Here is a 23,531-nt window from a genome sequence, read left to right as displayed (position 1 = left end):
GGCCCGTATGAAGCCAGAGGCTGACAGCGCAACCATCGCCCTGCGCCGTGCCAAGCGGCAGGCGCTGGGCATGCTGTTGCTGGTCACGGCCGTGTTCATTGCCACCAGCGTGGTGGAGCGCGGCCTGTGGCTCAACGCCGTGAAAGCCATGGCCGAGGCCGCCATGGTGGGCGCGCTGGCCGACTGGTTTGCGGTGGTGGCGCTGTTCCGCAGGCCGCTCGGCCTGCCGATTCCGCACACAGCGGTCATCGCGCGCAACCAGGCGCGCATCGGTCGCAACCTGGCCACCTTTGTGCGCGACAAGTTCCTGGATGTGCCTTCGCTCGTGTCGCTGATCCGCCGGCACGACCCGGCCGAGCGTCTGGCGCAGTGGCTCACGGCGCCAGGCAACGCCGCGGCGCTGGGGCACCAGGCCACGCGCCTGGCATCGGCCGCGCTGGAGACGGTGCAGGACGCGCAGGTGGAGCGTTTCATCCAGAAGGCCGCGCGCGCTTTGATCGGACAGGTGGACATGTCGCGTGCGCTGGCGGCGGTGCTCGACACCCTCACCCACAACGGCCGCCACCAGGCGCTGCTGGACGATGTGCTGGCCAAGCTCATTGAGCTGTTGCAGAACGAGCAGACCCGCACCTGGGTCGCGCAGTCCATCGTGGCCTGGCTCAAGAAGGACCACCCGCGCACCGAGAAATTGCTGCCCAGCGACTGGCTGGGCGACAAGGGCTCGGCGCTGCTGGCCCGCGCTCTGGAGAGCCTGATGGCCGATGTGGCCGCCAACCCGCAGCACGCCTTGCGCGCGCAGTTTGATATCGCCGTACAGCGCTTTATCGAGCGCCTGCGCAGTGACCCGGAATGGGCGCGCAAGGGCGAGGAGATCCGCACCTGGCTGCAGACCGATGCCACCGTGGGTGGCTATGTGCAGACCTTGTGGCTGGACCTGCGTGGTGCGTTGCAGCGCGATCTGGCGGATGCCGACTCCGTGCTGGCGCGGCAGGTGGGCAAGCTGGGCTTGTGGCTGGGTAATTCGCTGGCGGGGGATGCGGCGCTCAGGCAGTCGTTCAATGACCGGCTGGAGCGCTGGGTGGAGGGGCTGGCGCCGGACGTGTCAGCGTTCATTGCGCAGCACATTGAGGATACGGTGCGGCGCTGGGATGCGGAGGAGATGACGCAGCTGATAGAGCTCAACATCGGCAAGGACCTGCAGTACATCCGCATCAATGGCACGGTGGTGGGCGGGCTCATCGGGCTGGCGCTGTTCGGCGTGTCGCATGTGGGGGCCATGGGGCGGGCTTTGTGGGGCGGGTGAGGGCCGCTGAGCGCTGCGCTGCGTAGCGCAGGACGAGAGGCGATGCCCCCGCCACACCCCTCACAACAACCGGAACACCAGCGGCATCAGCACCGCCGCCAGCACCACCTGCAGCCCCAGCGCCAGCCCTGCATACGCCCCCGCTTCGGCATGCACCTGCAGCGCATGTGCCGCCCCAATGCCGTGCGACGCAGTGCCCAGCGCAAAGCCCCGCAGCGCCATGCCTTGTGCGTCGGTGGGCAGGCGCATCAAGCCAAACAGCCAGCGTGCAGACAGCGCCCCCACCATACCCGTCAAGGCCGCGAACACCGCGGCCAGGGCGGGCACGCCGCCAACCTGTGCGGCGATGCCCATGGCGACCGGGGCAGTGACAGATTTTGGGGCCAGCGACATCAGCACATCACCGGGCAGGCCCAGTACCCAGCCCAGGCCCACGGCACTGGCAGCGGCCGCGCTGCCGCCCGCCAGCGAGGCCAGCACCAGCCGGCCCCAGCGTGAGCGCAGGGCCGCACGGCGCTGCCACAGGGGCCAGCCCAGTGCCACCACCGCAGGGCCCAGCAGGAAGTGGATGAACTGCGCACCCGCAAAGTACGTGGGGTAGGCCGTGCCCGTGGCCAGCATCACACTGGCCAGAATGGCCACCGACACCATCACCGGATTGGCCCAGGGTGCGTGCCCGGAGCGCACCGACAGTGCCTGCGCCAGCACATACACCGCCAGCGTGGCCGTCAGCCCGAACAGCGGGGCCGAGGCCAGGTACACCCACAGCTCAACGAAGTTCGCCATGGTCCTCCTTGGGCTGCAGAAGACGCAACACCTGCGCCGTCACCGCCATGCCAATCCAGGTGGACAGTACGATCACCGCCACCAGCTGCAGGCCATAGGTGCTCAGCAACGCCAGGTGTGTCATCACCCCCACGCCCACCGGCACAAACAGCAGCGAAAGGTGCTGGAGCAAGAAGCCCGCCGCTGGGGCGACGGCATCCTGCACCGGCTGCCAGCGCAGCGCGAGCAAGAGCAGCACCATGCCGACGACCGGCCCCGGGACCGGGAGCTTTAAAAAGTGCGACACTGCCTCGCCCCCTGACTGCATGAGCAGAAGAAAAGCCAGTCCTTGCAGCGCCTTCATGGCGGTCAGAAACGCGGCAGGTCGGGGTGCTTGATCTGCCCCCCGCGCACCAGCATCTTCCCGTACTCCGCACACCGGTTCAGCGTGGGAATCACCTTGCCGGGGTTCAGCAACCCTGCAGGATCAAACGCGTGCTTGAGCCCGAACATCTGCGCGTTCTCCGCCGCAGAAAACTGCACGCACATGCTGTTGAGCTTCTCCACACCCACGCCATGTTCGCCCGTCACCGTGCCGCCCATGGCGACGCTGGTTTCCAGGATGTCGGCGCCAAACAGCTCGCAGCGGTGCAGCTGGTCGGCATCGTTCGCATCGAACAGGATGAGAGGGTGCAGGTTGCCGTCGCCCGCGTGGAACACGTTGGCGCAGCGCAGCTGGTATTTCTTTTCCATCTCCTGTATGGCGAGCAGGATGTCGGCCAGGCGCTTGCGCGGGATGGTGGAGTCCATGCACATGTAGTCGGGGCTGATGCGGCCGCTGGCGGGGAAGGCGTTTTTGCGGCCGCTCCAGAAGCGCAGGCGCTCGGCCTCGTCGCGGCTCACGCTGATGGCGGTGGCGCCCGCAGCGCGCAGCACTTCGCTCATGCGGCCGATTTCTTCTTCCACCTCTTCGGGCGTGCCGTCGCTTTCGCACAGCAGGATGGCTTCGGCGGTGAGGTCGTAGCCTGCGTGCACAAAGTCTTCCACGGCGGCGGTCATGGGCTTGTCCATCATCTCCAGGCCGGCAGGGATGATGCCGGCGGCGATGACGGCGGCCACCGCGTCGCCCGCTTTGCGCACGTCGTCAAAGCTGGCCATGATGCAGCGCGCCAGCTGAGGCTTGGGGATGAGCTTGACCGTCACTTCGGTGGTCACGGCCAGCATGCCCTCGCTGCCGATCACAGCGGCCAGCAGGTCATAGCCGGGGGCGTCCAGCGCCTCGCTGCCAAATTCGACGGTCTCGCCTTCGACCGTGAAGCCCTTCACCTTGAGCACGTTGTGCACGGTGAGGCCGTATTTCAGGCAGTGCACGCCACCCGAGTTCTCGGCCACGTTGCCGCCGATGGTGCAGGCGATCTGGCTGCTGGGGTCGGGGGCGTAGTAGAGGTTGTAGGGTGCCGCCGCCTCGCTGATGGCGAGGTTGCGCACGCCACACTGCACCACGGCCGTACGGCTTTCGGGGTTGATGTCAAGGATGCGGTTGAATTTGGCCAGTGACAGTGTCACGCCCAGGGCGTGCGGCATGGCGCCGCCCGACAGGCCTGTGCCCGCACCGCGCGCCACCACGGGCACCTGCAACTGGTGACACACCTGCAGCACGGCCTGCACCTCGTCGTAGGTCTCCGGCAGGCACACCACCAGCGGGCGCTGGCGGTAGGCGGTGAGGCCATCGCATTCATACGGTGTGGTGTCTTCGCTGTGCCAGAGCAGGGCGTGTGCAGGCAGGGCGCGGCTCAGGGCCTGGACCACTTCGGCTTGGCGTGCGGCGCGTTCGGACAGGGCTGCGGTGGGGGCGGCGGCAGTGTTCATGGCTGTCACTGTAGGGGATGGCTGGGTGCCTGGGCTTGAGCTTTTCTGCAGGGGATTGTGAAAAACACCTGAATGCTCATCAATTGATAGCTGCTAGCGCTTTTGGGAAAAGCGCTAGAGGCAAATTTTGTCTGAATCTGGTGGAGGAGGGCGGGGCTCGGGCGATGGCAGCCGAGCAAGGGCCGCCCCGCAGCGAGGGCTGCGTCCCCCTTCCCGGCGCAGCCGAGAGAAGGGGGAAGGCGCCAAAGGCGACTCAGGGGGATACCTCTGCTACGCCATCGTTTTGCGCAACCACTCTGCAAACGCCGCGCATTCCCACCGGTCCATGGTGCCGGTGCGCCAGCACAGGTAGTGGGCGTGGGGGCTGGCGGTGTCGGTGGCAAACAGGCGCACCAGGGTGCCGTTCTCCAGCCAGGGCGCGCCCAGCTTCAGGCGCACCAGCGCCACGCCCATGCCGGCAGCGGCGCCGTCGCACATCAGGCCGATGTCGTTGAACTGCGAGCCCTCGCTGGGTTCGGCCCAGTCGAGGCCCGTGGCGGCAAACCAGGTGCGCCAGGGCTCCAGCGGGCTGCGCAGCAGGGGCACGCCCTCCAGGTCCTCGGGGCGGTCAAAGGGGCCGTGTTCGCGCACGAAGGCGGGCGAGGCCAGGGGCGTGACCACGTCGCGGGCCAGCTCCACATGCTCCACATCGGCATAGTGGCCGGGGCCAAAGCGCACCATCAGGTCGGCGTCTTCGGCCACCACGTCCAGCAGCGGGATGGAGACCTGCAGCGCCAGGTCGATCTCGGGGTATGCCTCGGTGAATTGCCGTAGGCGGGGAATGAGGATGGTGCGCGCAAACGTGGGCGTCACGGCCAGCTTGAGCCGCCGGCGCCCGGGCGCTGCCGCCTGGCCCGGAAAGCGCTGCAGCGCGCCCAGCCCCTCGCGCACATGGGCCAGGTAGGCGCTGCCTTCGGTGGTCAGCGAAAAGTCGGCCCGGCCAAACAGCCGCACGCCCAGGATCTGCTCCAGCTGCTTGACGCGGTGGCTCACGGCGCTGGGCGTCACGCACAGCTCATCGGCCGTCTGCGTCACGCTGCGCAGGCGGGCCAGGGCCTCGAAAGTCAGCAGGCACTGGATGGGCGGAATGCGCCGTGCGGCGCTGCTGAGGAAAGAGGACGGGGCTGCCGTGGCCATGGGAAAGCTGGACTAGCGGAAGATGACTGTCTTGTGGCCGTTCAAGATCACGCGGTGCTCGCTGTGCCACTTCACGGCGCGGGCCAGCACCTGGCTTTCGGTGTCGCGGCCGCGGGCCGTGAGGTCTTCCACCGTGTCGGTGTGGTCGGCGCGGGCCACGTCCTGTTCGATGATCGGACCTTCGTCCAGGTCGGCCGTTACGTAGTGGGCCGTGGCGCCGATCAGCTTCACGCCCCGGTCATGCGCCTGGTAGTACGGTTTGGCGCCCTTGAAGCTGGGCAGGAAGCTGTGGTGGATATTGATCGCCCGGCCGGCCAACTTTTGACATAGGTCAAGAGAAAGGATCTGCATGTAACGGGCCAATACCACCAATTCGGCCCCTTCGCCCTCGATAATCTCAAACTGTTTGGCTTCGGCCTGGGCTTTGGTGCTGCCGGTCACCGGGATATGGTGGAAGGGCACGTTGTAGCTGGCCGCCAGCTGGTAGAAGTCGCGGTGGTTGCTGATAATGGCGCGGATGTCGATGGGCAGCAGGCCGCTCTTCCAGCGGAACAGCAGGTCGTTGAGGCAGTGGCCTTCCTTGCTGACCATGAGCACGGTTTTCATGGGGGCTGCCGTGGCGTGCAGGCTCCAGTGCATGTTGTAGGGCTCGGCAAAGCTGGCCAGGCGCGCTTTGAGGGTGGGGTGGTCGTGCTGGTCGCAGGCAAACTGCACCCGCATGAAGAACAGGCCCGTGGCGTGGTCGTTGTACTGCGCGGCTTCTTCGATGTTGCCGCCGTGCTCCAGCAGGAAGCCCGAGACGGCGTGCACCAGCCCCAGGCGGTCGGGGCAGGACAGGGTAAGGATGTAGGCGTTGGTCATAGCTGTGCAATTGTCGCAGCAAGGGCCAGGGACAGTGAAACCGTGGAAATCAACAAGGAGCGCAAGGAGCGCAATGGGCAACGAGGGCTATGCCTCATCACTGGTCCCCTGGCGGGGCATGCTGCTGTACCTGGTGCTGGGGGTGGCCTGGGTGTTTGCGGGCGATGTGTTGCTGGCCCACTGGGTGACCGACCCGGCCCTGCTGACCCGTTTTCAGACCTGGAAGGGCTGGGGCTATGTGGCGCTGACCAGCGGTCTGGCCTGGTGGCTGCTGCGGCGCATGCGCCGCGCCGAAAAGGTGCGCATGGCCATGGCGCAGGAGCTGACGCAGATCGTGCGCCATGCGCCCGCCGGTTTTGCGCGGGTGGCGCTGGATGGCAGATTCTTATGGGCCAACACCCGCCTGTGTGACCTGCTGGGCGCTGAGCCCGTGCAGACGCTGAGCCTCAATTTCCGCGATGTGATGATCGCCCAGGACCCCGACTGGGCAGCGTCGCAACTGGAGCGCCTGCTGGCCGGCGAGATCGACCACTACGTGGGCGAGCGCCACTGCCTGCGGCTGGACAACGGCCGCCGGGTGCCCGTGCTGTGCACCGTGACGCTGGCGCCCGAAGTGGGCGATGAGCCCGCGCACCTGGTGTGTGTGGTGCAGGACCTCGACGAGATCAAGGCCGCACGCGCTGCGCTGCAGCGCAGCGAGGCCCGCCAGCGCCTGGCCGCCACGGTGGTGGACAACACCATGGAGGGCGTGGTGGTGACCGATGCCCACAGCCGCATCCTGTCTGTCAACGCTGCGTTCACCCGGCTGCTGGGCTATACCGAAGAAGAGCTGCTGGGCAAGACCCCGCGCGTCTTCAAGTCCGGCCGCCACGACAAGGCCTTTTATGAGGCGATGTGGTCGTCCCTGACCGAGACCGGGTACTGGCAGGGCGAGATCTGGAACCGCCGCAAGAACGGCGAAATCTTCCCGGAGCACATGTCGCTGTCGGCCGTGCGCGACCCGGCAGGCGAGATCACGCACTACGTGTGCATGTTCACCGACATCTCCGAAGAAAAGGCCCAGCAGCGGCAACTGGAATACCTGGCGCACAACGACCCGCTCACGGGCCTGTCCAACCGCACCTGGTTCGGGCACCAACTGGAGCTGGCGGTACAGGAGGCCCAGGGCAGCGGCGAGCACATTGCGGTGCTGCTGCTCAACCTGGACCGCTTCAAGGATGTGAACGACAGCTATGGCCATGCCACGGGCGACGAGGTGCTCAAGCATATTGCGCGGCAGGTGCAGTCCGCCCTGCGGCCCGGAGACGTGCTGGGGCGCATGGCGGGCGACGAGCTGGCCGTGGTGGCGCGCAACCTGCGCCATGCCGATGGTGCCGCCGCCGTGGCGCGCCACCTGATCCGCGCCGTGGCCGAGCCCTGGCGTTCGCCCGACGGGCTGGAGGTGGTGGCGGGCGTCAGTGTGGGCATCTGCATGTTCCCTGAGCACGCTGGCACCACCGAACTGCTGCTGCAGGGCGCCCACGCGGCGGTCTATGGCGCCAAGGCGCGCGGCCGGGGGGCGTGGTGCTTCTTCCACGAGGCTATGACCCAGGCGGCCCGCGAGCGGTTGGAGCTGGAGTCACGCCTGCGCCTGGCGCTGGCCCAGGGCCATCTGCAGATGTACTACCAGCCGCAGATCGACATTGCCACCGGCCGCATCCAGGGCGCCGAAGCGCTGGTGCGCTGGAACGACCCGCAAGAGGGACTGATCTCACCCGCACGCTTCATCCCCGTGGCCGAGACGTCGGGCGTGATTGGCCCGCTGGGTGAATGGGTGGTGCGCGAGGTCTGCCGCCAGGGCCAGCAATGGCGCGAAGCCGGGCTACCCCCGCTGACCCTGGCGCTGAACGTGTCGCCGCGCCAGTTCCACCTGACCGACCTGGCCGGTTGCACGGCGGCCGCGCTGCATGCCAGCGGGTTTCCGGCGGCCCTGCTCGAGCTGGAGATCACCGAAAGCGCCCTGGCCGAGCGCACCGAAGAGGCCCGCCAGGTGCTGGTGCGCCTGCGCGAGCTGGGGGTGCGCATCGCGGTGGACGACTTTGGCACGGGTTATTCGTCGCTGGCGCAGCTTAAGCGGTTCCCCATCGACGTGCTCAAGATCGACCAGGGCTTCATCCGCGACATCCCACAGAGCGAGGACGACATGGCCATCAGCGCCGCCATCATCGCCATGGGGCACAGCATGGGCCTGTCGGTACTGGCCGAGGGCGTGGAGACCGAGGGCCAGCTGGCCTTCCTGCGGGAGCGGGGCTGCGACGCCTACCAGGGCTATCTGTGCAGCCGCCCTGTGCCTGCGGACGAGTTCGTGGCGTTGCTGCGGGCACAGGCCGAGCCCGCCGTCACCGAGCAGGGCTGACAGGCTCAGACCTTCTGGCCCGGCGGCGCAGGGCGCCATTGCTCGCGCAACTCGGCACACATATCGCGCGGTGGCAGCGCCGGGGTCTGGACCACGGCATCGGCTTGTGCACCTGATTTGATAGCTACAGGCGCATGTTCCACCTGCGCTACCACCACTTTTGACACCAAACTGGCGGGCCAATGTGTGGGCACGCCCAGGTGGCGCAGCACATGGCCGCCACCGGCCACCAGCAGCACCGTCTGGCCGGATCGCAACGCCTCCTGGGCCGTCTGGGCCATGCTGGCGTCGCGGGCGATCTGGATGCGGGCCATGGGCGCGATTTGCGACTCGGGCAGCAGGCCGCAATGGCCGTCCCGCATGGCCTGCTGCTGCTCGGCCAGCGCCGGGGCGGGCAGGTGCTGGTCGAGGGAGGCGTCGGCCATGGCGGCGCGCATGCGCGTACGGGGCAGGTTGCCGCCCAGCACCGGCACCCCTGCGCCCACGGCAGCCATGACCACCGGGCCATAGGCCTTCCAGGGCCAGGCCGCGTCGTCCCACTGCAGGGCGGCTTGCACCTGGGCATCGCTGGCATTGCGGGGCAAGCCCTGGGTGCTGTGCCCGCGCTCGGCCATTTCCATCACCAGGGCTGCCAGCTGGCCCCGGCTGGCGAGCCAGGCCACCGCCTCGCGCTGCAGGCGCTGGTGGTCCGGGGCGTCGTGCTGCTCGCCCAATAGCAGCACGTCGGCGGGCAGCCATTGCTGTAGGCGCTCCGGCCAGGCTGCGGCGGGCACCACCGCAGCAGCCTGTGTGGACGGGGACGGCATGGGCTTTAGGGCTGGGCCCGCGCAGCCGGCCAGGGTGGCCTGGCAGGCCACGGCCAGGACTGCGGATGCAGGGCGCCAGGAGATGGCACGGGTGGTGTGGAGGGTGGAATGGCGGATGAGGCGGCTCGGCGTGTGCATCCGGCCATGCTAGCGGGCGCGCACTTGACGCAGGTCAAGAACCGCACAAAACCCCTTGCCTACACTGCGCCATGCGCTCGCGGCCCACCCTTTCCACCAAGCTCCTGGCCATGGGAGCCGGATTCTTGCTGGTGGCCCTGGCTTCCATCGGGCTCACCTTGTGGGTGACCTGGAAGCTCGAAGGCGGCGCGGCAGCCGTCAACGAGGCGGGCCGCCTGCGCATGAACATGCTGCGCATGGTGCTGGTGCTGCAGACCGAACCTCCCGAGGCCGTGCAGGAGCGCGCGCGCCAGTTCGACGCCAGCCTGGAGTTGCTGCGCACGGGCGATCCGTCGCGCCCGCTGTTTGTGCCGTGGAGCGACGAGACGCGCACGCGGTTCGACGGCATCCGCACCCGCTGGGCCGAGGCCCGCACCGGGTGGGTCAGTGCCTTGCCCCCCGACCGTGCCCGGAACCTGGCCGAGGCCGATGCCTTTGTGCAGCAGGTGGACGGCTTTGTGGATGCCATCGAAATCCAGATCGCAGGCTGGACCGCCGCGCTGCACCTGTTCCAGCTGTTCATGATGGCGCTGGCCATCGTGGCGGCCGTCACCTTCATGGCCGTGAGCTATTTGCTGGTGATCAACCCCGTGGCGCGCCTGCAGCAGGCCCAGGCCCGGCTGCGCCAGGGCGAGCTGGGCACGCGGCTGCCAGTGGACACTGACGATGAGTTCGGCCAGCTCTCGGCCGGCTTCAACCTGATGGCGCACGCGCTGCAGGCCTCGCACGACGAGCTGGAGCACAAGGTGCGCGAAAAGACCGCCAGCATCGCCGTGCAGAACCAGCGGCTGGCCGCGCTGTACGAGGTCAGTGCGCTGGCCAGCACCGCCAGCAGCCTGGAGCTGCTGGCCCAGGGTTTTGTGCAGCAGATTCGCCGCGTGGCGGGCGCCGATGCCGCCGCCGTGCGCTGGTCCAACGAGGCGAATGAGCGCTACGTGCTGCTGGCAGGTGATGGCCTGCCTGTGGCCATGGCCGAGGGCGAGCATTGCCTGCACACCGGCAGCTGCCTGTGCGGTCAGCCGCAGGAGCAGGCGCGCACCCGGGTCATCCCCATCACGCCATCCACCGAGGTCGCCTTGCCGCACTGCCGCGATGCAGGGTTTGAAACCATGGTCACCATCCCCGTCAAGATGCAGATGCGCATGCTGGGCGAGGTCAACCTGTTCTTCCGATCGCCCGTCGAGATGACCGACGAGCTGCGCGATCTGCTCGAAGCCATGACCCGCCACCTGGCCAGCGCCATGGAGGGCCTGCGTGCCACCGCGCTGGAGCGCGAGGCGGCCGTGGCCGAGGAGCGCGGCCTGCTCGCGCGCGAGCTGCACGACTCCATCGCCCAGTCGCTGGCCTTCCTCAAGATCCAGACCCAGCTGCTGCGCGACGCCGTGGCGCGCGGCGACGAGGCCAAGCGCGACCGCAGCATCGGCGAGCTGGATGTGGGCGTGCGCGAGTGCTATTCGGATGTGCGCGAACTGCTGGTGCACTTTCGCACCCGCACCAGCGAGGAAGACATTGAATCGGCGCTGCGCGCCACCTTGTCCAAGTTCGAGCACCAGACCGGCATGGTCACTACGCTGGGCATGGTGGGCCATGGCCTGCCACTGGCGCAGGACGTGCAGATCCAGGTGCTGCACATGGTGCAGGAGGCGCTGTCGAACGTGCGCAAGCACTCGGGCGCCACGCGGGTCGATGTGCTCGTGCACCGCCACCCCCGCTGGCGCTTTGAGGTGCAGGACAACGGCACGGGTTTTGACGTGACCGCCGTGCCGCCCGATTCGCTGCACGTGGGCATGGGCATCATGCGCGAGCGGGCCCAGCGCATTGGCGCCGTGGTCCAGGTGGAGTCCACGCCAGGGCAGGGCACCCGGGTGTGCATCGAGCTGCCTTCGGTCGTGCCCGCCCAGACTGTGGCCGTTGCTCCTGAAGTGCCATTGGCTCAAGCAGCCCATGCTGCCCAGGTCGACATTCCCCACACCGCCACCACTCCATGACGAACCAAGCTGCCTCCGCCACCGCCTCCTCTCCCCTGGTCACGCTGCTGGTGGTGGACGATCACACGCTGTTCCGGCGCGGGTTGATCGCGCTGCTGAGCCAGTATGAGGGCCTGTCCGTGGTGGGCGAGGCGGGGGATGCCGCGCAGGCCCTGCGGCTTGCGCCCCAGCTGCGGCCGCAGGTGATCCTGCTCGACAACCACTTGCCCGGCGTGATGGGCGTGGACGCGATCCAGGGGCTGCGCGAGGTGTCGCCCACCTCGCGCGTGCTCATGCTCACCGTGAGCGAGGACGCGCAGGACCTTGCGACCGCGCTACGCAATGGTGCCCAGGGCTACCTGCTCAAGACCATCGACGGCGAGCTGCTGGCCCAGGCCATTCACCGCGCCGCCCGGGGCGAGCCCGTGGTCAGCCCTGAGCTGATGGGCAAGCTGGTGGCGGCGTTCCAGTCGCAGGGCGCGCCCGAGGCGCCTCCCCCGCCGATGGCACCTGCCGACGCAGCGGTGGCCGCTCCCAACGGTTTCACCCCCCTGTCGCCGCGCGAGGAAGACGTGCTGCGCGAGATCGCCCGGGGTGCGAGCAACAAGGAGATCGCGCGCACGCTCGACATCGCCGAGACCACGGTGAAGATCCACGTGCAGCACATCCTGCGCAAGCTGGGTCTCAGCTCGCGCGTGCAGGCAGCGGTGTACGCCTCGGACCGGCAGCGCGCGGAATAGCGCGGGTTCCTGCGCGCGGCGTGCAGGCGCTGCTGCCGTGCAACACATACTCCATAGTTCTTTCGGACGATGCCCTGTACCGGGTGACTAGTCCCTCTGCCGCGCTGCACACCCTCTAGCGAAGGATGTGCAAAAGGCGCTGCACACGCGACCATTCCTCTCATGCAAAAAGAGAGGAATCGCGCAATGGCCAATGCAACTTTGCCCCCGGGCGACAGCTCGCAGCGCACCCGTCAGGCGTGGTCGGTGCTCATCGTCAGCACCTTCGCCTTCACCGTCTGCTTCATGGTCTGGATGATGTTCGGCGTCATCGGCATCCCTATCAAGAAGATGCTCAACCTGAACTCCACGCAGTTCGGGCTGCTCATGTCCATGCCCGTGCTCACCGGCTCGCTGGTGCGGGTGCCGCTGGGCATCTGGACGGACAAGTTCGGCGGCCGCATCGTGATGGCCGCCGTGATGGCCACCACTGTGCCTGCCATCTGGATGATGGGCTACGCCACCGAGTACTGGCACTTCCTCACCATCGGCCTGTTCGTGGGCTTGGCGGGGGGCTCGTTCTCGGTGGGCACGCCCTACGTGGCCCGTTGGTTCCCCAAAGAGCGCCAGGGCACGGCCATGGGCGTGTACGGTGCGGGCAACTCGGGCGCAGCCGTCAACAAGTTCGTGGCGCCCGTGATCCTGGTCGCCTTCGGGTGGACCATGGTGCCGCAGGTGTACGCGGCCATCATGCTTGGCACGCTGGTGCTGTTCTGGCTGTTCAGCTACAGCGACCCGGCCCATCTGGTGCCCAGCAACGTCAAGTTCACCGACCAGCTCAAGGCGCTCAAGGACCCCAAGGTGCTCAAGTACTGCCAGTACTACAGCATTGTGTTTGGCGGCTACGTGGCGCTGTCGCTGTGGATGGTGCAGTACTACGTGGGCGAATACGGCCTGGACATCCGTGTGGCCGCATTGCTGGCCGCCTGCTTCTCGTTGCCTGGCGGCGTGCTGCGCGCCATCGGCGGCATGTTGAGTGACAAGTACGGCGCCCACAGCGTGACCTGGTGGGTGATGTGGGTGAGCTGGATCTGCCTGTTCCTGCTGAGCTACCCGCAGACCGACTTCACCATCCTCACCGTCAACGGCCCGCAGACCTTCCACATCGGCCTGAACGTGTACCTTTTCACTGGCCTCATGTTCCTGCTGGGCATTTGCTGGGCCTTCGGCAAGGCCAGTGTCTTCAAGTACATCAGCGACGACTATCCCCACAACATCGGCGCCATCAGCGGCATCGTGGGTCTGGCCGGCGGCATGGGCGGCTTCGTCCTGCCCATCCTGTTCGGCGCGCTGATGGACCTGACCGGTATCCGCTCCAGCGCTTTCATGCTGATGTACGGCGTGGTGTGGGTCTCGCTCATCTGGATGTACTTCACCGAAGTGCGCAACACCCGTCTCATGGGTTCGCAAAGCGCCGTCGCACAGACGGCCGCCCGCTGATTTTTGCCAAGGACTCTCACCATGTCTGCCACCACCACCAGCGGGCGCCAGGGGCGTCTGCTCACCCTCTGGGCCCCAGAGGACAAATCGTTCTGGGAGCGCGAAGGCGAAGCCATCGCCAAGCTCAACCTCTGGATCTCGGTGCCCGCGCTGTTCCTGGCCTTTGCCATCTGGCAGGTCTGGAGCGTGGTTGCCGTGAGCCTGCCCGGCCTCGGCTTCAAGTACTCGACCAACCAGCTGTTCTGGCTGGCGGCCGCGCCCGCACTCTCGGGCGCCACGCTGCGCATCTTCTATTCGTTCATGGTGCCGCTGGTCGGTGGCCGCCGCTGGACGGCGATCTCCACCGCCTCGCTGCTGATTCCGGCGCTGGGCATCGGCTTTGCGGTGCAGGACAACACTACAGCCTACCCCACCATGCTCATCCTGGCGCTGCTGTGTGGCCTGGGTGGTGGCAACTTCAGCTCCAGCATGGCCAACATCAGCTTCTTCTTTCCGAAGGAGCGCAAGGGATCGGCGCTGGGTGTGAACGCGGGCCTGGGCAACCTGGGCGTGTCGGTGGTGCAGTTCCTGAGCCCTCTGGTCGTCACGGCCGGCATCTTTGGAGTTTTTGGGGGTGATGCCCAGACCATCGTCAAGAACGGCCAGACCGCACAGGTCTGGACGCAGAACGCCGCTTTCATCTGGGTGCCATGGATTGCGCTGACCGCGCTGGCGGCCTGGTTTGGCATGAACGATATTGCCGACGCGCGCGCTTCGTTCGCTGCGCAGGCCGCCATTTTCAAGCGCAAGCACAACTGGCTGATGTGCGTGCTGTACCTTGGCACCTTCGGCTCGTTCATCGGCTATGCCGCAGGCTTTCCGCTGCTCATCAAGAGCCAGTTTCCCAGCATCAACCCCCTGGCCTACGCCTGGCTGGGGCCGCTGGTGGGTGCGGTGGTGCGGCCCTTTGGGGGCTGGCTGGCCGACAAGCTCGGCGGTGCCCGCGTCACGCTGTGGAACTTCATCGTCATGGCCGTCGCCGTGGTCGGTGTGACGGTGTTCCTGCCATCGGGCGGTAACGAGGGCCAGTTCGCCGGCTTCTTTGTGTGCTTCCTGGTGCTGTTCCTCACCACCGGCATCGGCAACGGCTCCACCTTCCGCATGATCCCCGTGATCTTTCTGACCGAAGCCATGCGCGGCGTGGACCCCCGCAACACGGCCGCTGTGGCCCAGGCCAACAAGGAAGGCAACACCCTGGGTGCCGCCACGCTGGGTTTTACCGCTGCCATGGCGGCCTACGGCGGGTTCTTTATTCCCAAGAGCTACGGCAGCTCCATCGCGCTGACCGGCAGCCCCCACGCCGCGCTGTGGACGTTCTTTGCCTTCTACCTCGTGTGCATCGTGATCACCTGGTGGCACTACGCGCGCAAGAACGCCGCCATGCCTTGCTGATGACCCCTGAACAGAACAGAACAAGGAGCCCCCGATGAGCCATTTCCTCGATCGCCTTTCGTACTTCTCGCAGCCTCGCGAAACCTTTGCGCAGGGCCATGGCCAGACCAACGGTGAAGACCGCACCTGGGAAGACGCCTACCGCGACCGCTGGGCGCACGACAAGATCGTGCGCAGCACGCACGGCGTGAACTGCACCGGCAGCTGCAGCTGGAAGATCTACGTCAAGGGCGGCATCGTCACCTGGGAAACCCAGCAGACCGACTACCCCCGCACCCGGCCCGACCTGCCCAACCATGAGCCCCGCGGCTGCGCCCGCGGCGCCAGCTACAGCTGGTACCTGTACAGCGCCAACCGCGTGAAGTACCCCATGGTGCGCGGCCGCCTGCTCAAGCACTGGCGCGCGGCCCTGGCCATTGCCAAGAGCCCCGTGGACGCCTGGGCCAGCATTGTCGAGAACGATGCCTCGCGCAGCGAATGGCAAAAGCAGCGCGGCCTGGGCGGCTTTGTGCGCAGTACCTGGGACGAAGTGAACCAGATGATTGCTGCGGCCAACGTCTACACCATCAAGAAGCACGGCCCCGACCGCATCATCGGCTTCTCGCCCATCCCGGCCATGTCGATGATTTCGTACGCTGCTGGCTCGCGCTACCTGAGCCTGATCGGCGGCGTGTGCATGAGCTTCTACGACTGGTACTGCGACCTGCCTCCCAGCAGCCCGCAGACCTGGGGCGAGCAGACCGACGTGCCCGAGTCGGCCGATTGGTACAACAGCTCGTACATCATTGCCTGGGGCTCCAACGTGCCCCAGACCCGCACGCCCGACGCGCACTTCTTGACCGAGGTGCGCTACAAGGGCACCAAGGTTGTGTCCATCACGCCCGACTATTCCGAAGTGGCCAAGCTGGGCGACTTGTGGATGCACCCCAAGCAGGGCACCGACGCCGCCGTGGCCATGGCCATGGGCCACGTGATCCTGAAAGAGTTCTACTTCAAGGACGGCGGCAAGGGCCGCAGCGCGTACTTTGATGACTACGCACGCCGCTACACCGACCTGCCGCTCCTGGTGGTGCTCAAGGAAAAGACGCTGCCCGATGGCCGCACGGTGATGGTGCCCGACCGCTATGTGCGCGCCAGCGACTTCCCTGGCCAGCTCGACCAGTCCAACAACCCTGACTGGAAGACCGTGGGCTATGACGAGCTGGGCCAAGTCACGCTGCCCAATGGCTCCATCGGCTTCCGCTGGGGATCAGACGGCCGCACCGACCAGGGCCTGTGGAACCTGGAGAACAAGGAGGCGCGCACCGGTAACACCGTCAAGCTCAAGCTGTCGGTGATGGAGGACGGCGCGCAGGCCCATGACGTGGCCGATGTCGCCTTCCCGTACTTTGGCGGCGTACATGCGCCGAATTTCACGGCCAATGAACAGGGCAGTGACGTGATGGTGCGCCGCGTGCCGGTGTCCCATCTGGAGCTGTCCGGCCACGAGGCCCAAGGCCGTGTGATGGTGGCCACCGTGTTCGACCTGCTGGCCGCCAACTACGGCATTGACCGGGGCCTGCCCGGCGAAGAACAAGGCGTCACGTACGACAGCGACCGCCCCTACACCCCCGCATGGCAGGAAAAGATCACCGGCGTGCCGCGCGACCAGGTCATCACCGTGGCCCGCCAGTTTGCCGACAACGCGCACAAGACCCACGGCAAGTCCATGGTCATCATCGGTGCGGCCATGAACCACTGGTACCACAGTGACATGAACTACCGGGGCATCATCAACATGCTGATGCTGTGCGGCTGCATCGGCCAAAGCGGCGGCGGCTGGGCGCACTATGTGGGCCAGGAAAAGCTGCGGCCACAAACCGGCTGGACGGCCCTGGCCTTTGCGCTGGACTGGATCCGCCCGCCCCGTCAGATGAACAGCACCAGCTTCTTCTACGCCCACACCGACCAGTGGCGCTACGAAAAGCTGGGCATGGAAGAAATCCTCTCGCCCCTGGCCGACAAGAAGGCCTACCACGGTGCTCAGATCGACTACAACGTGCGCGCCGAACGCATGGGCTGGCTGCCTTCGGCGCCCCAGCTCAAGACCAGCCCGCTGCAGGTGGCCAAGGACGCCGCTGCGAAGGGCATGGACACCAAGGACTACGTGGTGCAGTCGCTCAAGAACGGCAACCTGCAAATGAGCTGCGAGGACCCGGACCACCCCTCCAACTGGCCGCGCAATATGTTCGTGTGGCGCTCCAACATCCTGGGCTCGTCGGGCAAGGGGCATGAGTACTTCCTCAAGCACCTGCTGGGCACCACCCACGGCGTGCAGGGCAAGGACCTGGGTCAGGACGAAGCCAAGCCCGAGGAAGTGCAGTGGCACGCCAAGGCCCCGGAAGGCAAGCTGGACCTGCTGGTCACGCTGGACTTCCGCATGAGCACGACCTGCCTGTATTCGGACATCGTGCTGCCCACGGCCACCTGGTACGAGAAGAACGACCTCAACACCAGCGACATGCACCCCTTCATCCACCCGTTGTCCACCGCCGTGGACCCTGCCTGGCAGGCCAAGAGCGACTGGGAGATCTACAAGGGTTTCGCCAAGGCCGTGAGCGAGGTCAGCGTGGGCCACCTGGGCGTGGAGAAGGACGTGGTGCTCACACCCATCATGCACGACACAGCGGGCGAAATGGCACAGCCTTACGGCGTGCGCGACTGGAAGCACGGCGACTGCGACCTCATCCCCGGCAAGACCGCACCGCAGGTCACGGTGGTCGAGCGTGACTACCCCAACCTGTACAAGCGCTTCACGGCCCTGGGCCCGCTGATGGACAAGGTGGGCAACGGAGGCAAGGGCATCGGCTGGAACACGCAGACCGAAGTGGGCCAGCTGGGCGACCTGAACGGCCGGGTGAAGGAAGAAGGCGTGACGCAAGGCATGCCCCGCATCGTGAGCGACATCGACGCCACCGAAGTGGTGATGATGCTGGCGCCCGAAACCAACGGCCATGTGGCCTGCAAGGCCTGGGAGGCCCTGGGCAAGCAGACCGGCCGCGACCACGTGCACTTGGCGCTGCACCGCGAGGACGAGAAGATCCGCTTCCGCGACATCCAGGCGCAGCCGCGCAAGATCATTTCTTCGCCCACCTGGTCGGGCCTGGAAAGCGAGAAGGTCAGCTACAACGCGGGCTACACCAACGTGCACGAGCTGATCCCATGGCGCACCCTCACGGGCCGCCAGCAGTTCTACCAGGACCACCCCTGGATGCGCGACTTCGGCGAAGGCTTTGTGAGCTACCGCCCCCCGGTGCACCTGAAGACGCTGGAAGAAGTCGAAGGCAAGAAGCCCAACGGCCACCGCGAGATTGCGCTGAACTTCATCACGCCGCACCAGAAGTGGGGCATCCACAGCACGTACAGCGACAACCTGATGATGCTCACGCTGAACCGGGGCGGCTCGGTGGTGTGGCTGAGCGAAGACGACGCCAAGAGCGCCGGCATCGTGGACAACGACTGGGTGGAGCTGTTCAACGCCAACGGCGCCATTGCGGCCCGCGCGGTGGTGAGCCAGCGTGTGAACCCCGGCATGGTGATGATGTACCACTCGCAAGAGAAGATCATCAACACCCCCGGTTCCGAGATCACCGGCACGCGCGGTGGCATCCACAACTCGGTCACGCGCATCGTGCTCAAGCCCACCCACATGATCGGTGGCTACGCGCAGTACAGCTACGGCTTCAACTACTACGGAACCATCGGCACCAACCGCGACGAGTTCGTGCTGGTGCGCAAGATGGACCGCATCGACTGGATGGATGGCGAAGCCGCTGCATCCGACCACGCCTGAAGCCGAAGACAAGGAGAAACACGATGAAAATTCGCGCACAAATCGGCATGGTGCTCAACCTGGACAAGTGCATCGGCTGCCACACCTGCTCGGTCACCTGCAAGAACGTCTGGACCAGCCGCCCCGGCGTGGAATACGCCTGGTTCAACAACGTTGAAACCAAGCCCGGCATCGGCTACCCCAAGGAATGGGAAAACCAGGACCGCTGGAACGGTGGCTGGGTACGCAACCCCGATGGCTCCATCGCCCCTCGCCAGGGCGGCAAGTGGAAGCTGCTCATGCGCATCTTCGCCAACCCCAACCTGCCGCAGATCGACGACTACTACGAGCCCTTCACGTTCGACTACGACCATCTGCAGGCTGCGCCTGAAAGCAAGGCCGCACCCACGGCCCGGCCGCGCAGCCTGATCACCGGCAAGCGCATGGAGAAGATCGAGTGGGGCCCGAACTGGGAGGAAATCCTGGGCGGCGAGTTCAGCAAGCGCAGCCAGGACAAGAACTTCGACGATGTGCAAAAGGACATCTACGGCCAGTTCGAAAACACCTTCATGATGTATCTGCCGCGCCTGTGCGAGCACTGCCTGAACCCGGCGTGCGTGGCATCGTGCCCCTCGGGCTCGATCTACAAGCGCGAGGAAGACGGCATTGTGCTGATCGACCAGGACAAGTGCCGTGGCTGGCGCATGTGCGTGAGCGGTTGCCCCTACAAGAAGATTTACTACAACTGGCAGTCGGGCAAGGCCGAGAAGTGCATCTTCTGCTACCCCCGCATCGAGGCGGGCCAGCCGACCGTGTGCTCCGAAACCTGCGTGGGCCGCATCCGTTACCTTGGCGTGCTGCTGTACGACGCGGACCGCATCCAGGAAGCCGCCAGCGTGGAGCGCGACCGCGACCTGTACCAGGCCCAGCTCGACATCTTCCTGGACCCGAACGATCCGGACGTCATCAAGCAGGCGCGCATCGACGGTATCCCCGACAGCTGGATGGAAGCCGCCCGCAACAGCCCCGTCTACAAGATGGCCGTAGACTGGAAGGTGGCCCTGCCGCTGCACCCCGAGTACCGCACGCTGCCCATGGTCTGGTATGTGCCGCCGCTCTCGCCCATCACGGCTGCCGCCAACGCGGGCCATGTGGGCGTGAATGGCGAGATCCCCGACGTGTCCCAGCTGCGCATCCCCGTGCAGTACCTGGCCAACCTGCTCACCGCCGGCGACACCGGCCCGGTGGTGCGGGCGCTGGAGCGCATGCTGGCCATGCGCACCTACCAGCGCGACAAGCATGTGGAGCAGCGCCAGAACCTGGCGGTGCTCAAGCAGGCGGGCCTGTCGATGGCCGAGGTCGAGGAGATGTACCAGGTGATGGCCATTGCCAATTACGAAGACCGCTTCGTGATCCCGTCGGCCCACCGCGAATACGCCGAGAACGCGTTCGACATCCGCGGCGGCTGCGGCTTCTCGTTTGGCAACGGCTGCTCGGATGGCGCGACGGAAGTCAGCATGTTCGGGGGCAAGAAGCCCCGCACCATCCCGATCAAGGCCACGGTCTGATCGCACACAGGAAGGAATCACCATGTTCAAGAAGAACCCGACCTCTGTGCGCCTGACCCTGCGTGCCCTGGGCTACCTGCTGAGCTATCCCGACGCGCAGCTGCGCAGTGTGATGCCGCAGCTCATCGATGCGCTGCAGGCCGAGCAGGCCCTCAGCGCTGAGCGCATGGACGAGCTGAAGGCCGTGTGCCAGCACCTCGCGGCGCTGGACCCGCTGGAAGCCGAGGCCCGCTACGTGGACAACTTTGACCGGGGCCGCCAGACCTCGCTGCACCTGTTCGAGCATGTGCACGGCGACTCGCGCGACCGGGGCCCGGCGCTTATCGACCTGCTGCAGACCTACGAAAAGGCCGGTCTGCAGTTTGAGGCCGACGAGCTGCCCGACCACCTGCCCGTGGTGCTGGAGTTCGCCTCCACCCAGCCGCCCGCCGTGGCCAAGGAGTTCCTGGGCGAAATGGCCCACATCCTCAATGCCTTGTTCAGCGCCTTGGTGGCACGCAATAGCCCCTACGCCAGCGTGATCGCTGCGGTGCTCGAAGTCTCAGGCCAGCGCGTGCAGTCGGTGGCTCTCACGCCCGAGCCGCCTATGGACGAGGTCTGGGCCGAGCCCGAAGCGTTTGGCGGTTGCAGCACCCAGGGCCAGTCCAAGCCTGACCAGCCGCAACCCCTGCATTTTGTCCGTACCCCCCGCGCCGAGCGGGCCCCCGAAGGAGTCTCAGCATGACTACCCCCTGGCTCGATACCCTGTTGTTTGGCATCTATCCCTACATCTGTCTGGCCGTGTTCTTCATCGGCAGCTGGGCGCGGTTTGACCGCGACCAGTACACCTGGAAAAGCGACTCGTCGCAGCTGCTGCGCACCGGCAGCCTGCGCTGGGGCAGCAACCTGTTCCACATCGGCGTGCTGTTCCTGTTCTTCGGGCACACCTTTGGCATGCTGACGCCGCACTTTGTGTATGAGCATTTCATCAGCGCGGGCAACAAGCAGCTGATGGCCATGGTCACCGGGGGCATTGCGGGCTTGCTGGCCTTCGTGGGCATCTCCATCCTGCTGCACCGCCGCCTGTCGGACGCGCGCATCCGCGCCACGTCCAAGACCAGCGACATCGTGCTGCTGATCCTGCTCTGGCTGCAGCTGGCCCTGGGCCTGGCCACCATCCCGCTGTCGGCGCAGCACCTGGATGGCTCCATGATGATGAAGCTGGCCGAGTGGGGCCAGCGCGTGGTCACCTTCCGCAGCGGCGGTGTGGAGCTGCTGGCCGAGGCCGGCTGGATCTTCAAGGCCCACATGTTTCTGGGCATGAGCATCTTCCTCATCTTCCCGTTCACCCGCCTGGTGCATGTGTGGAGCGGCTTTGGCACGCTGGCCTATGTGCTGCGCCCTTACCAGGTGGTGCGTGCGCGCCGCCTGAACCTGCCCGCTGGCCACCTGCAGTCGCAAGACCGCCGCGCCTGAAACCCACCGACCATCCAGGAGCACACCATGAGCGGATGTGGAACCGGGAGCTGCGGATGCGGCTCCACCGACAGCAGCGTGGCAGCAGCCCCTGCCAGTACGCTGACCCCCACGCAGACTGCGGCCTACGAGGCCCTGTTGGCCACGATGGCCGATGCACCCGTGCAGGCGATGCCCGTGCCCGCAGCAAGTGGGCCAGTGGCCGTGGCTGACATCGCACGCATCAACGGCGTGGCCCTCAACGCCCCGCACGAGTTGCTGGACGAAGAGGCCCTGCGCCAACGTGCCTGCACCGAGCTGCTGCGCCAGGCGGCCCAGCAGGCGGGGTTGCTGTCGGCCGACGATGTGCCGGGCGCCCTGGGCGCTATCAGCACCGAGGCTTCCGACGCCATCGAGCAGTTGCTGGACCGTGAGCTGCCCGTCCCTGATCCGTCAGAGGAAGCTTGCCGCCGCTACCACGAGGCGCACCCTGCAGCGCACGCCCAGGGCGAGCGCGCACAACTGCGCCACGTGCTCTTTGCCGTGACGCCGGGCGTGGACGTGAAGCAGCTGCGCCTGCGGGCAGAGGCCATGCTGATCGACTTGCGCTGCGCAGACGATGGCGGTGCCAAGTTTGCCGAGGCCGCCGCCCAGTGGTCCAACTGCCCCAGCGGCCAGCAAGGCGGTGACCTGGGCTGGCTCACCCGCGCCGACTGCGCGCCAGAGTTCGCCCGCGAAGTGTTTGGCAGTGCCGAGATCGGTGTGCTGGCCCGCCTGGTGCACAGCCGCTTTGGCCTGCATGTGGTGGAAGTGGTAGCGCGTGAAGCGGGGCAACAGCCCGCGTTCGAGGACGTGCGCCAGGCCATCGCGCTCACCCTGCGCCAGCAGGCCTGGGTGAACGCGCTGCGCCAGTATCTGCAACTGCTGGCAGGTGCTGCGGTGGTTGAAGGGGTGGCGCTGGACGCGGCCGAATCGCCGCTGGTGCAGTAATCGCGCCGCACACCCCGTGAGCCCTATTGCTTCATCCCCTCATCGCCTCATTGCCCGCCCATGCCCGACGAGTTGCTGGACCGTTTGCGCCGCTTTCATGACGACGCCTTTCCCCAGTACCGCCAGCAGTTCCAGGCGCTGGTGGACGAGGGGCAGCATCCCACCACGCTGTTCATCGGGTGCTCCGACTCCCGGCTGGTGCCGTACCTGCTGACCGGCGCGGGGCCGGGCGAGCTGTTTCTGGTGCGCAATGTGGGGGCCTTCATCCCGCCCTACGACGGATCGCACGGCCACCATGGCACCACGGCGGCCATCGAATTTGCAGTGCTCAACCTGAAGGTGCGCCGCATCGTGGTGTGCGGCCACAGTCACTGTGGGGCTATCAAGGCGATGTATGGTGAGGTCTCGCCCGAGGCCCCCAACCTCAACCGCTGGCTGGACCTGGGGCGTGAAGCCCTGCTGCCCATGCAGCCGGGCCCCGAGGTGTTGCGCCGCACCGAGCAGCGCGCGGTGGTGCTGCAGCTGGAGCGCCTGATGGAGTACCCCATGGTGCGCAGCCGGGTGCAGTCGGGCCAGATCAGCCTGCACGGATGGCATTACGTGATCGAGGATGGCGAGGTGCATGTTTTTGATGTGCAGACCGGCGGGTTCGTGCCCGCCTCGCAGTCGGACCACAGCGGTACCGGCCCCTACCAGCCCTATGTGGAGCATGACGGCCAAGTGCTGGTGGACGAGTGATCGGTCCCTGCTTGCCAGGAG

Annotated in this window: 18 protein-coding genes; 12 read left to right on the top strand and 6 right to left on the bottom strand. The window is 66.5% G+C overall.

What is annotated here, in order from left to right:
• Positions 1 to 7 precede the first annotated feature (7 nt).
• The gene (locus DNK89_RS20925) at positions 8 to 1,303 is read left to right on the top strand and encodes a DUF445 domain-containing protein (protein WP_110961670.1); all 1,296 of its coding nucleotides are present in this window, start codon (positions 8 to 10) and stop codon (positions 1,301 to 1,303) included.
• Between the two features lie 60 nt (positions 1,304 to 1,363).
• Here the strand turns inward: DNK89_RS20925 and DNK89_RS20920 are convergent, their stop codons facing one another.
• The 5 genes from DNK89_RS20920 to purU form a co-directional block, all read right to left on the bottom strand.
• Complete coding sequence (locus DNK89_RS20920; RefSeq protein WP_060984769.1) at positions 1,364 to 2,089, bottom strand: LrgB family protein; 726 nt, start codon at positions 2,087 to 2,089, stop codon at positions 1,364 to 1,366.
• Positions 2,073 to 2,432, bottom strand: coding sequence for a CidA/LrgA family protein (locus tag DNK89_RS20915; RefSeq protein ID WP_110961669.1), 360 nt, complete (start codon positions 2,430 to 2,432; stop codon positions 2,073 to 2,075). Before DNK89_RS20915 ends, DNK89_RS20920 begins: the two co-directional genes overlap by 17 nt.
• A gap of 5 nt (positions 2,433 to 2,437) precedes the next feature.
• A complete protein-coding gene (locus DNK89_RS20910; protein ID WP_110961668.1) occupies positions 2,438 to 3,937 on the bottom strand; it encodes an FAD-linked oxidase C-terminal domain-containing protein in 1,500 nt (499 codons plus the stop codon).
• A gap of 270 nt (positions 3,938 to 4,207) precedes the next feature.
• Positions 4,208 to 5,113 (bottom strand): LysR substrate-binding domain-containing protein, encoded by a 906-nt coding sequence (locus DNK89_RS20905; protein ID WP_060984772.1) that lies wholly within the window; start codon positions 5,111 to 5,113, stop codon positions 4,208 to 4,210.
• A 12-nt stretch (positions 5,114 to 5,125) separates the two neighbouring features.
• On the bottom strand, positions 5,126 to 5,974 hold the full coding sequence (gene purU / locus DNK89_RS20900; protein ID WP_015012272.1) for a formyltetrahydrofolate deformylase: 849 nt from the start codon (positions 5,972 to 5,974) through the stop codon (positions 5,126 to 5,128).
• Between the two features lie 73 nt (positions 5,975 to 6,047).
• Here purU and DNK89_RS20895 point away from each other — a divergent pair, with 73 nt between their 5' ends.
• On the top strand, positions 6,048 to 8,369 hold the full coding sequence (locus DNK89_RS20895; protein WP_203422399.1) for a bifunctional diguanylate cyclase/phosphodiesterase: 2,322 nt from the start codon (positions 6,048 to 6,050) through the stop codon (positions 8,367 to 8,369).
• Positions 8,370 to 8,374: 5 nt separating this feature from the next.
• On the opposite strand, the gene DNK89_RS20890 is transcribed toward DNK89_RS20895, so the two are convergent.
• Positions 8,375 to 9,313 (bottom strand): ChaN family lipoprotein, encoded by a 939-nt coding sequence (locus tag DNK89_RS20890; protein WP_110961667.1) that lies wholly within the window; start codon positions 9,311 to 9,313, stop codon positions 8,375 to 8,377.
• Positions 9,314 to 9,384: 71 nt separating this feature from the next.
• Between DNK89_RS20890 and DNK89_RS20885 the strand changes: the two genes are divergently transcribed.
• From DNK89_RS20885 to DNK89_RS20840, 10 genes are all read left to right on the top strand, one after another.
• Complete coding sequence (locus DNK89_RS20885) at positions 9,385 to 11,340, top strand: type IV pili methyl-accepting chemotaxis transducer N-terminal domain-containing protein (RefSeq protein ID WP_110961666.1); 1,956 nt, start codon at positions 9,385 to 9,387, stop codon at positions 11,338 to 11,340.
• Positions 11,337 to 12,059, top strand: coding sequence for a response regulator (locus DNK89_RS20880; RefSeq protein WP_110961665.1), 723 nt, complete (start codon positions 11,337 to 11,339; stop codon positions 12,057 to 12,059). The genes DNK89_RS20885 and DNK89_RS20880 overlap by 4 nt, the downstream gene beginning before the upstream one ends.
• Before the next feature lie 186 nt (positions 12,060 to 12,245).
• Positions 12,246 to 13,538 carry a nitrate/nitrite transporter gene (locus tag DNK89_RS20875; RefSeq protein WP_110961664.1) on the top strand — a complete coding sequence of 431 codons (1,293 nt, stop codon included), beginning with the start codon at positions 12,246 to 12,248 and terminating at the stop codon, positions 13,536 to 13,538.
• A gap of 21 nt (positions 13,539 to 13,559) precedes the next feature.
• Positions 13,560 to 14,969, top strand: coding sequence for a NarK family nitrate/nitrite MFS transporter (locus tag DNK89_RS20870; protein WP_110961663.1), 1,410 nt, complete (start codon positions 13,560 to 13,562; stop codon positions 14,967 to 14,969).
• A gap of 34 nt (positions 14,970 to 15,003) precedes the next feature.
• A complete protein-coding gene (locus DNK89_RS20865; RefSeq protein WP_110961662.1) occupies positions 15,004 to 18,801 on the top strand; it encodes a nitrate reductase subunit alpha in 3,798 nt (1,265 codons plus the stop codon).
• A 23-nt stretch (positions 18,802 to 18,824) separates the two neighbouring features.
• Positions 18,825 to 20,348, top strand: coding sequence for a nitrate reductase subunit beta (narH, locus tag DNK89_RS20860; protein ID WP_110961661.1), 1,524 nt, complete (start codon positions 18,825 to 18,827; stop codon positions 20,346 to 20,348).
• 22 nt (positions 20,349 to 20,370) lie between these two features.
• Positions 20,371 to 21,072, top strand: a complete 702-nt coding sequence (gene narJ / locus DNK89_RS20855; RefSeq protein WP_060984781.1) for a nitrate reductase molybdenum cofactor assembly chaperone — start codon at positions 20,371 to 20,373, stop codon at positions 21,070 to 21,072.
• A complete protein-coding gene (gene narI / locus DNK89_RS20850) occupies positions 21,069 to 21,803 on the top strand; it encodes a respiratory nitrate reductase subunit gamma (RefSeq protein WP_015012282.1) in 735 nt (244 codons plus the stop codon). The genes narJ and narI overlap by 4 nt, the downstream gene beginning before the upstream one ends.
• 27 nt (positions 21,804 to 21,830) lie before the next feature.
• Positions 21,831 to 22,772 (top strand): peptidylprolyl isomerase, encoded by a 942-nt coding sequence (locus DNK89_RS20845; protein WP_203422397.1) that lies wholly within the window; start codon positions 21,831 to 21,833, stop codon positions 22,770 to 22,772.
• Between the two features lie 60 nt (positions 22,773 to 22,832).
• A complete protein-coding gene (locus tag DNK89_RS20840; protein WP_110961660.1) occupies positions 22,833 to 23,510 on the top strand; it encodes a carbonic anhydrase in 678 nt (225 codons plus the stop codon).
• Positions 23,511 to 23,531: the final 21 nt, after the last annotated feature.

This window comes from Acidovorax sp. ST3, from assembly GCF_003231145.1.
In the GTDB taxonomy this organism is placed as follows: domain Bacteria; phylum Pseudomonadota; class Gammaproteobacteria; order Burkholderiales; family Burkholderiaceae_C; genus Acidovorax.
This window is presented reverse-complemented; position numbering and strand designations above follow the sequence as displayed.

Coding starts and splice junctions, on each gene's coding strand:
- DNK89_RS20925 (WP_110961670.1), top strand. CDS start 8: ATGAAGCCAGAGGCTGACAGCGCAACCATCGCCCTGCGCCGTGCCAAG.
- DNK89_RS20920 (WP_060984769.1), bottom strand. CDS start 2,089: ATGGCGAACTTCGTTGAGCTGTGGGTGTACCTGGCCTCGGCCCCGCTG.
- DNK89_RS20915 (WP_110961669.1), bottom strand. CDS start 2,432: ATGAAGGCGCTGCAAGGACTGGCTTTTCTTCTGCTCATGCAGTCAGGG.
- DNK89_RS20910 (WP_110961668.1), bottom strand. CDS start 3,937: ATGAACACTGCCGCCGCCCCCACCGCAGCCCTGTCCGAACGCGCCGCA.
- DNK89_RS20905 (WP_060984772.1), bottom strand. CDS start 5,113: ATGGCCACGGCAGCCCCGTCCTCTTTCCTCAGCAGCGCCGCACGGCGC.
- purU (WP_015012272.1), bottom strand. CDS start 5,974: ATGACCAACGCCTACATCCTTACCCTGTCCTGCCCCGACCGCCTGGGG.
- DNK89_RS20895 (WP_203422399.1), top strand. CDS start 6,048: ATGGGCAACGAGGGCTATGCCTCATCACTGGTCCCCTGGCGGGGCATG.
- DNK89_RS20890 (WP_110961667.1), bottom strand. CDS start 9,313: ATGCACACGCCGAGCCGCCTCATCCGCCATTCCACCCTCCACACCACC.
- DNK89_RS20885 (WP_110961666.1), top strand. CDS start 9,385: ATGCGCTCGCGGCCCACCCTTTCCACCAAGCTCCTGGCCATGGGAGCC.
- DNK89_RS20880 (WP_110961665.1), top strand. CDS start 11,337: ATGACGAACCAAGCTGCCTCCGCCACCGCCTCCTCTCCCCTGGTCACG.
- DNK89_RS20875 (WP_110961664.1), top strand. CDS start 12,246: ATGGCCAATGCAACTTTGCCCCCGGGCGACAGCTCGCAGCGCACCCGT.
- DNK89_RS20870 (WP_110961663.1), top strand. CDS start 13,560: ATGTCTGCCACCACCACCAGCGGGCGCCAGGGGCGTCTGCTCACCCTC.
- DNK89_RS20865 (WP_110961662.1), top strand. CDS start 15,004: ATGAGCCATTTCCTCGATCGCCTTTCGTACTTCTCGCAGCCTCGCGAA.
- narH (WP_110961661.1), top strand. CDS start 18,825: ATGAAAATTCGCGCACAAATCGGCATGGTGCTCAACCTGGACAAGTGC.
- narJ (WP_060984781.1), top strand. CDS start 20,371: ATGTTCAAGAAGAACCCGACCTCTGTGCGCCTGACCCTGCGTGCCCTG.
- narI (WP_015012282.1), top strand. CDS start 21,069: ATGACTACCCCCTGGCTCGATACCCTGTTGTTTGGCATCTATCCCTAC.
- DNK89_RS20845 (WP_203422397.1), top strand. CDS start 21,831: ATGAGCGGATGTGGAACCGGGAGCTGCGGATGCGGCTCCACCGACAGC.
- DNK89_RS20840 (WP_110961660.1), top strand. CDS start 22,833: ATGCCCGACGAGTTGCTGGACCGTTTGCGCCGCTTTCATGACGACGCC.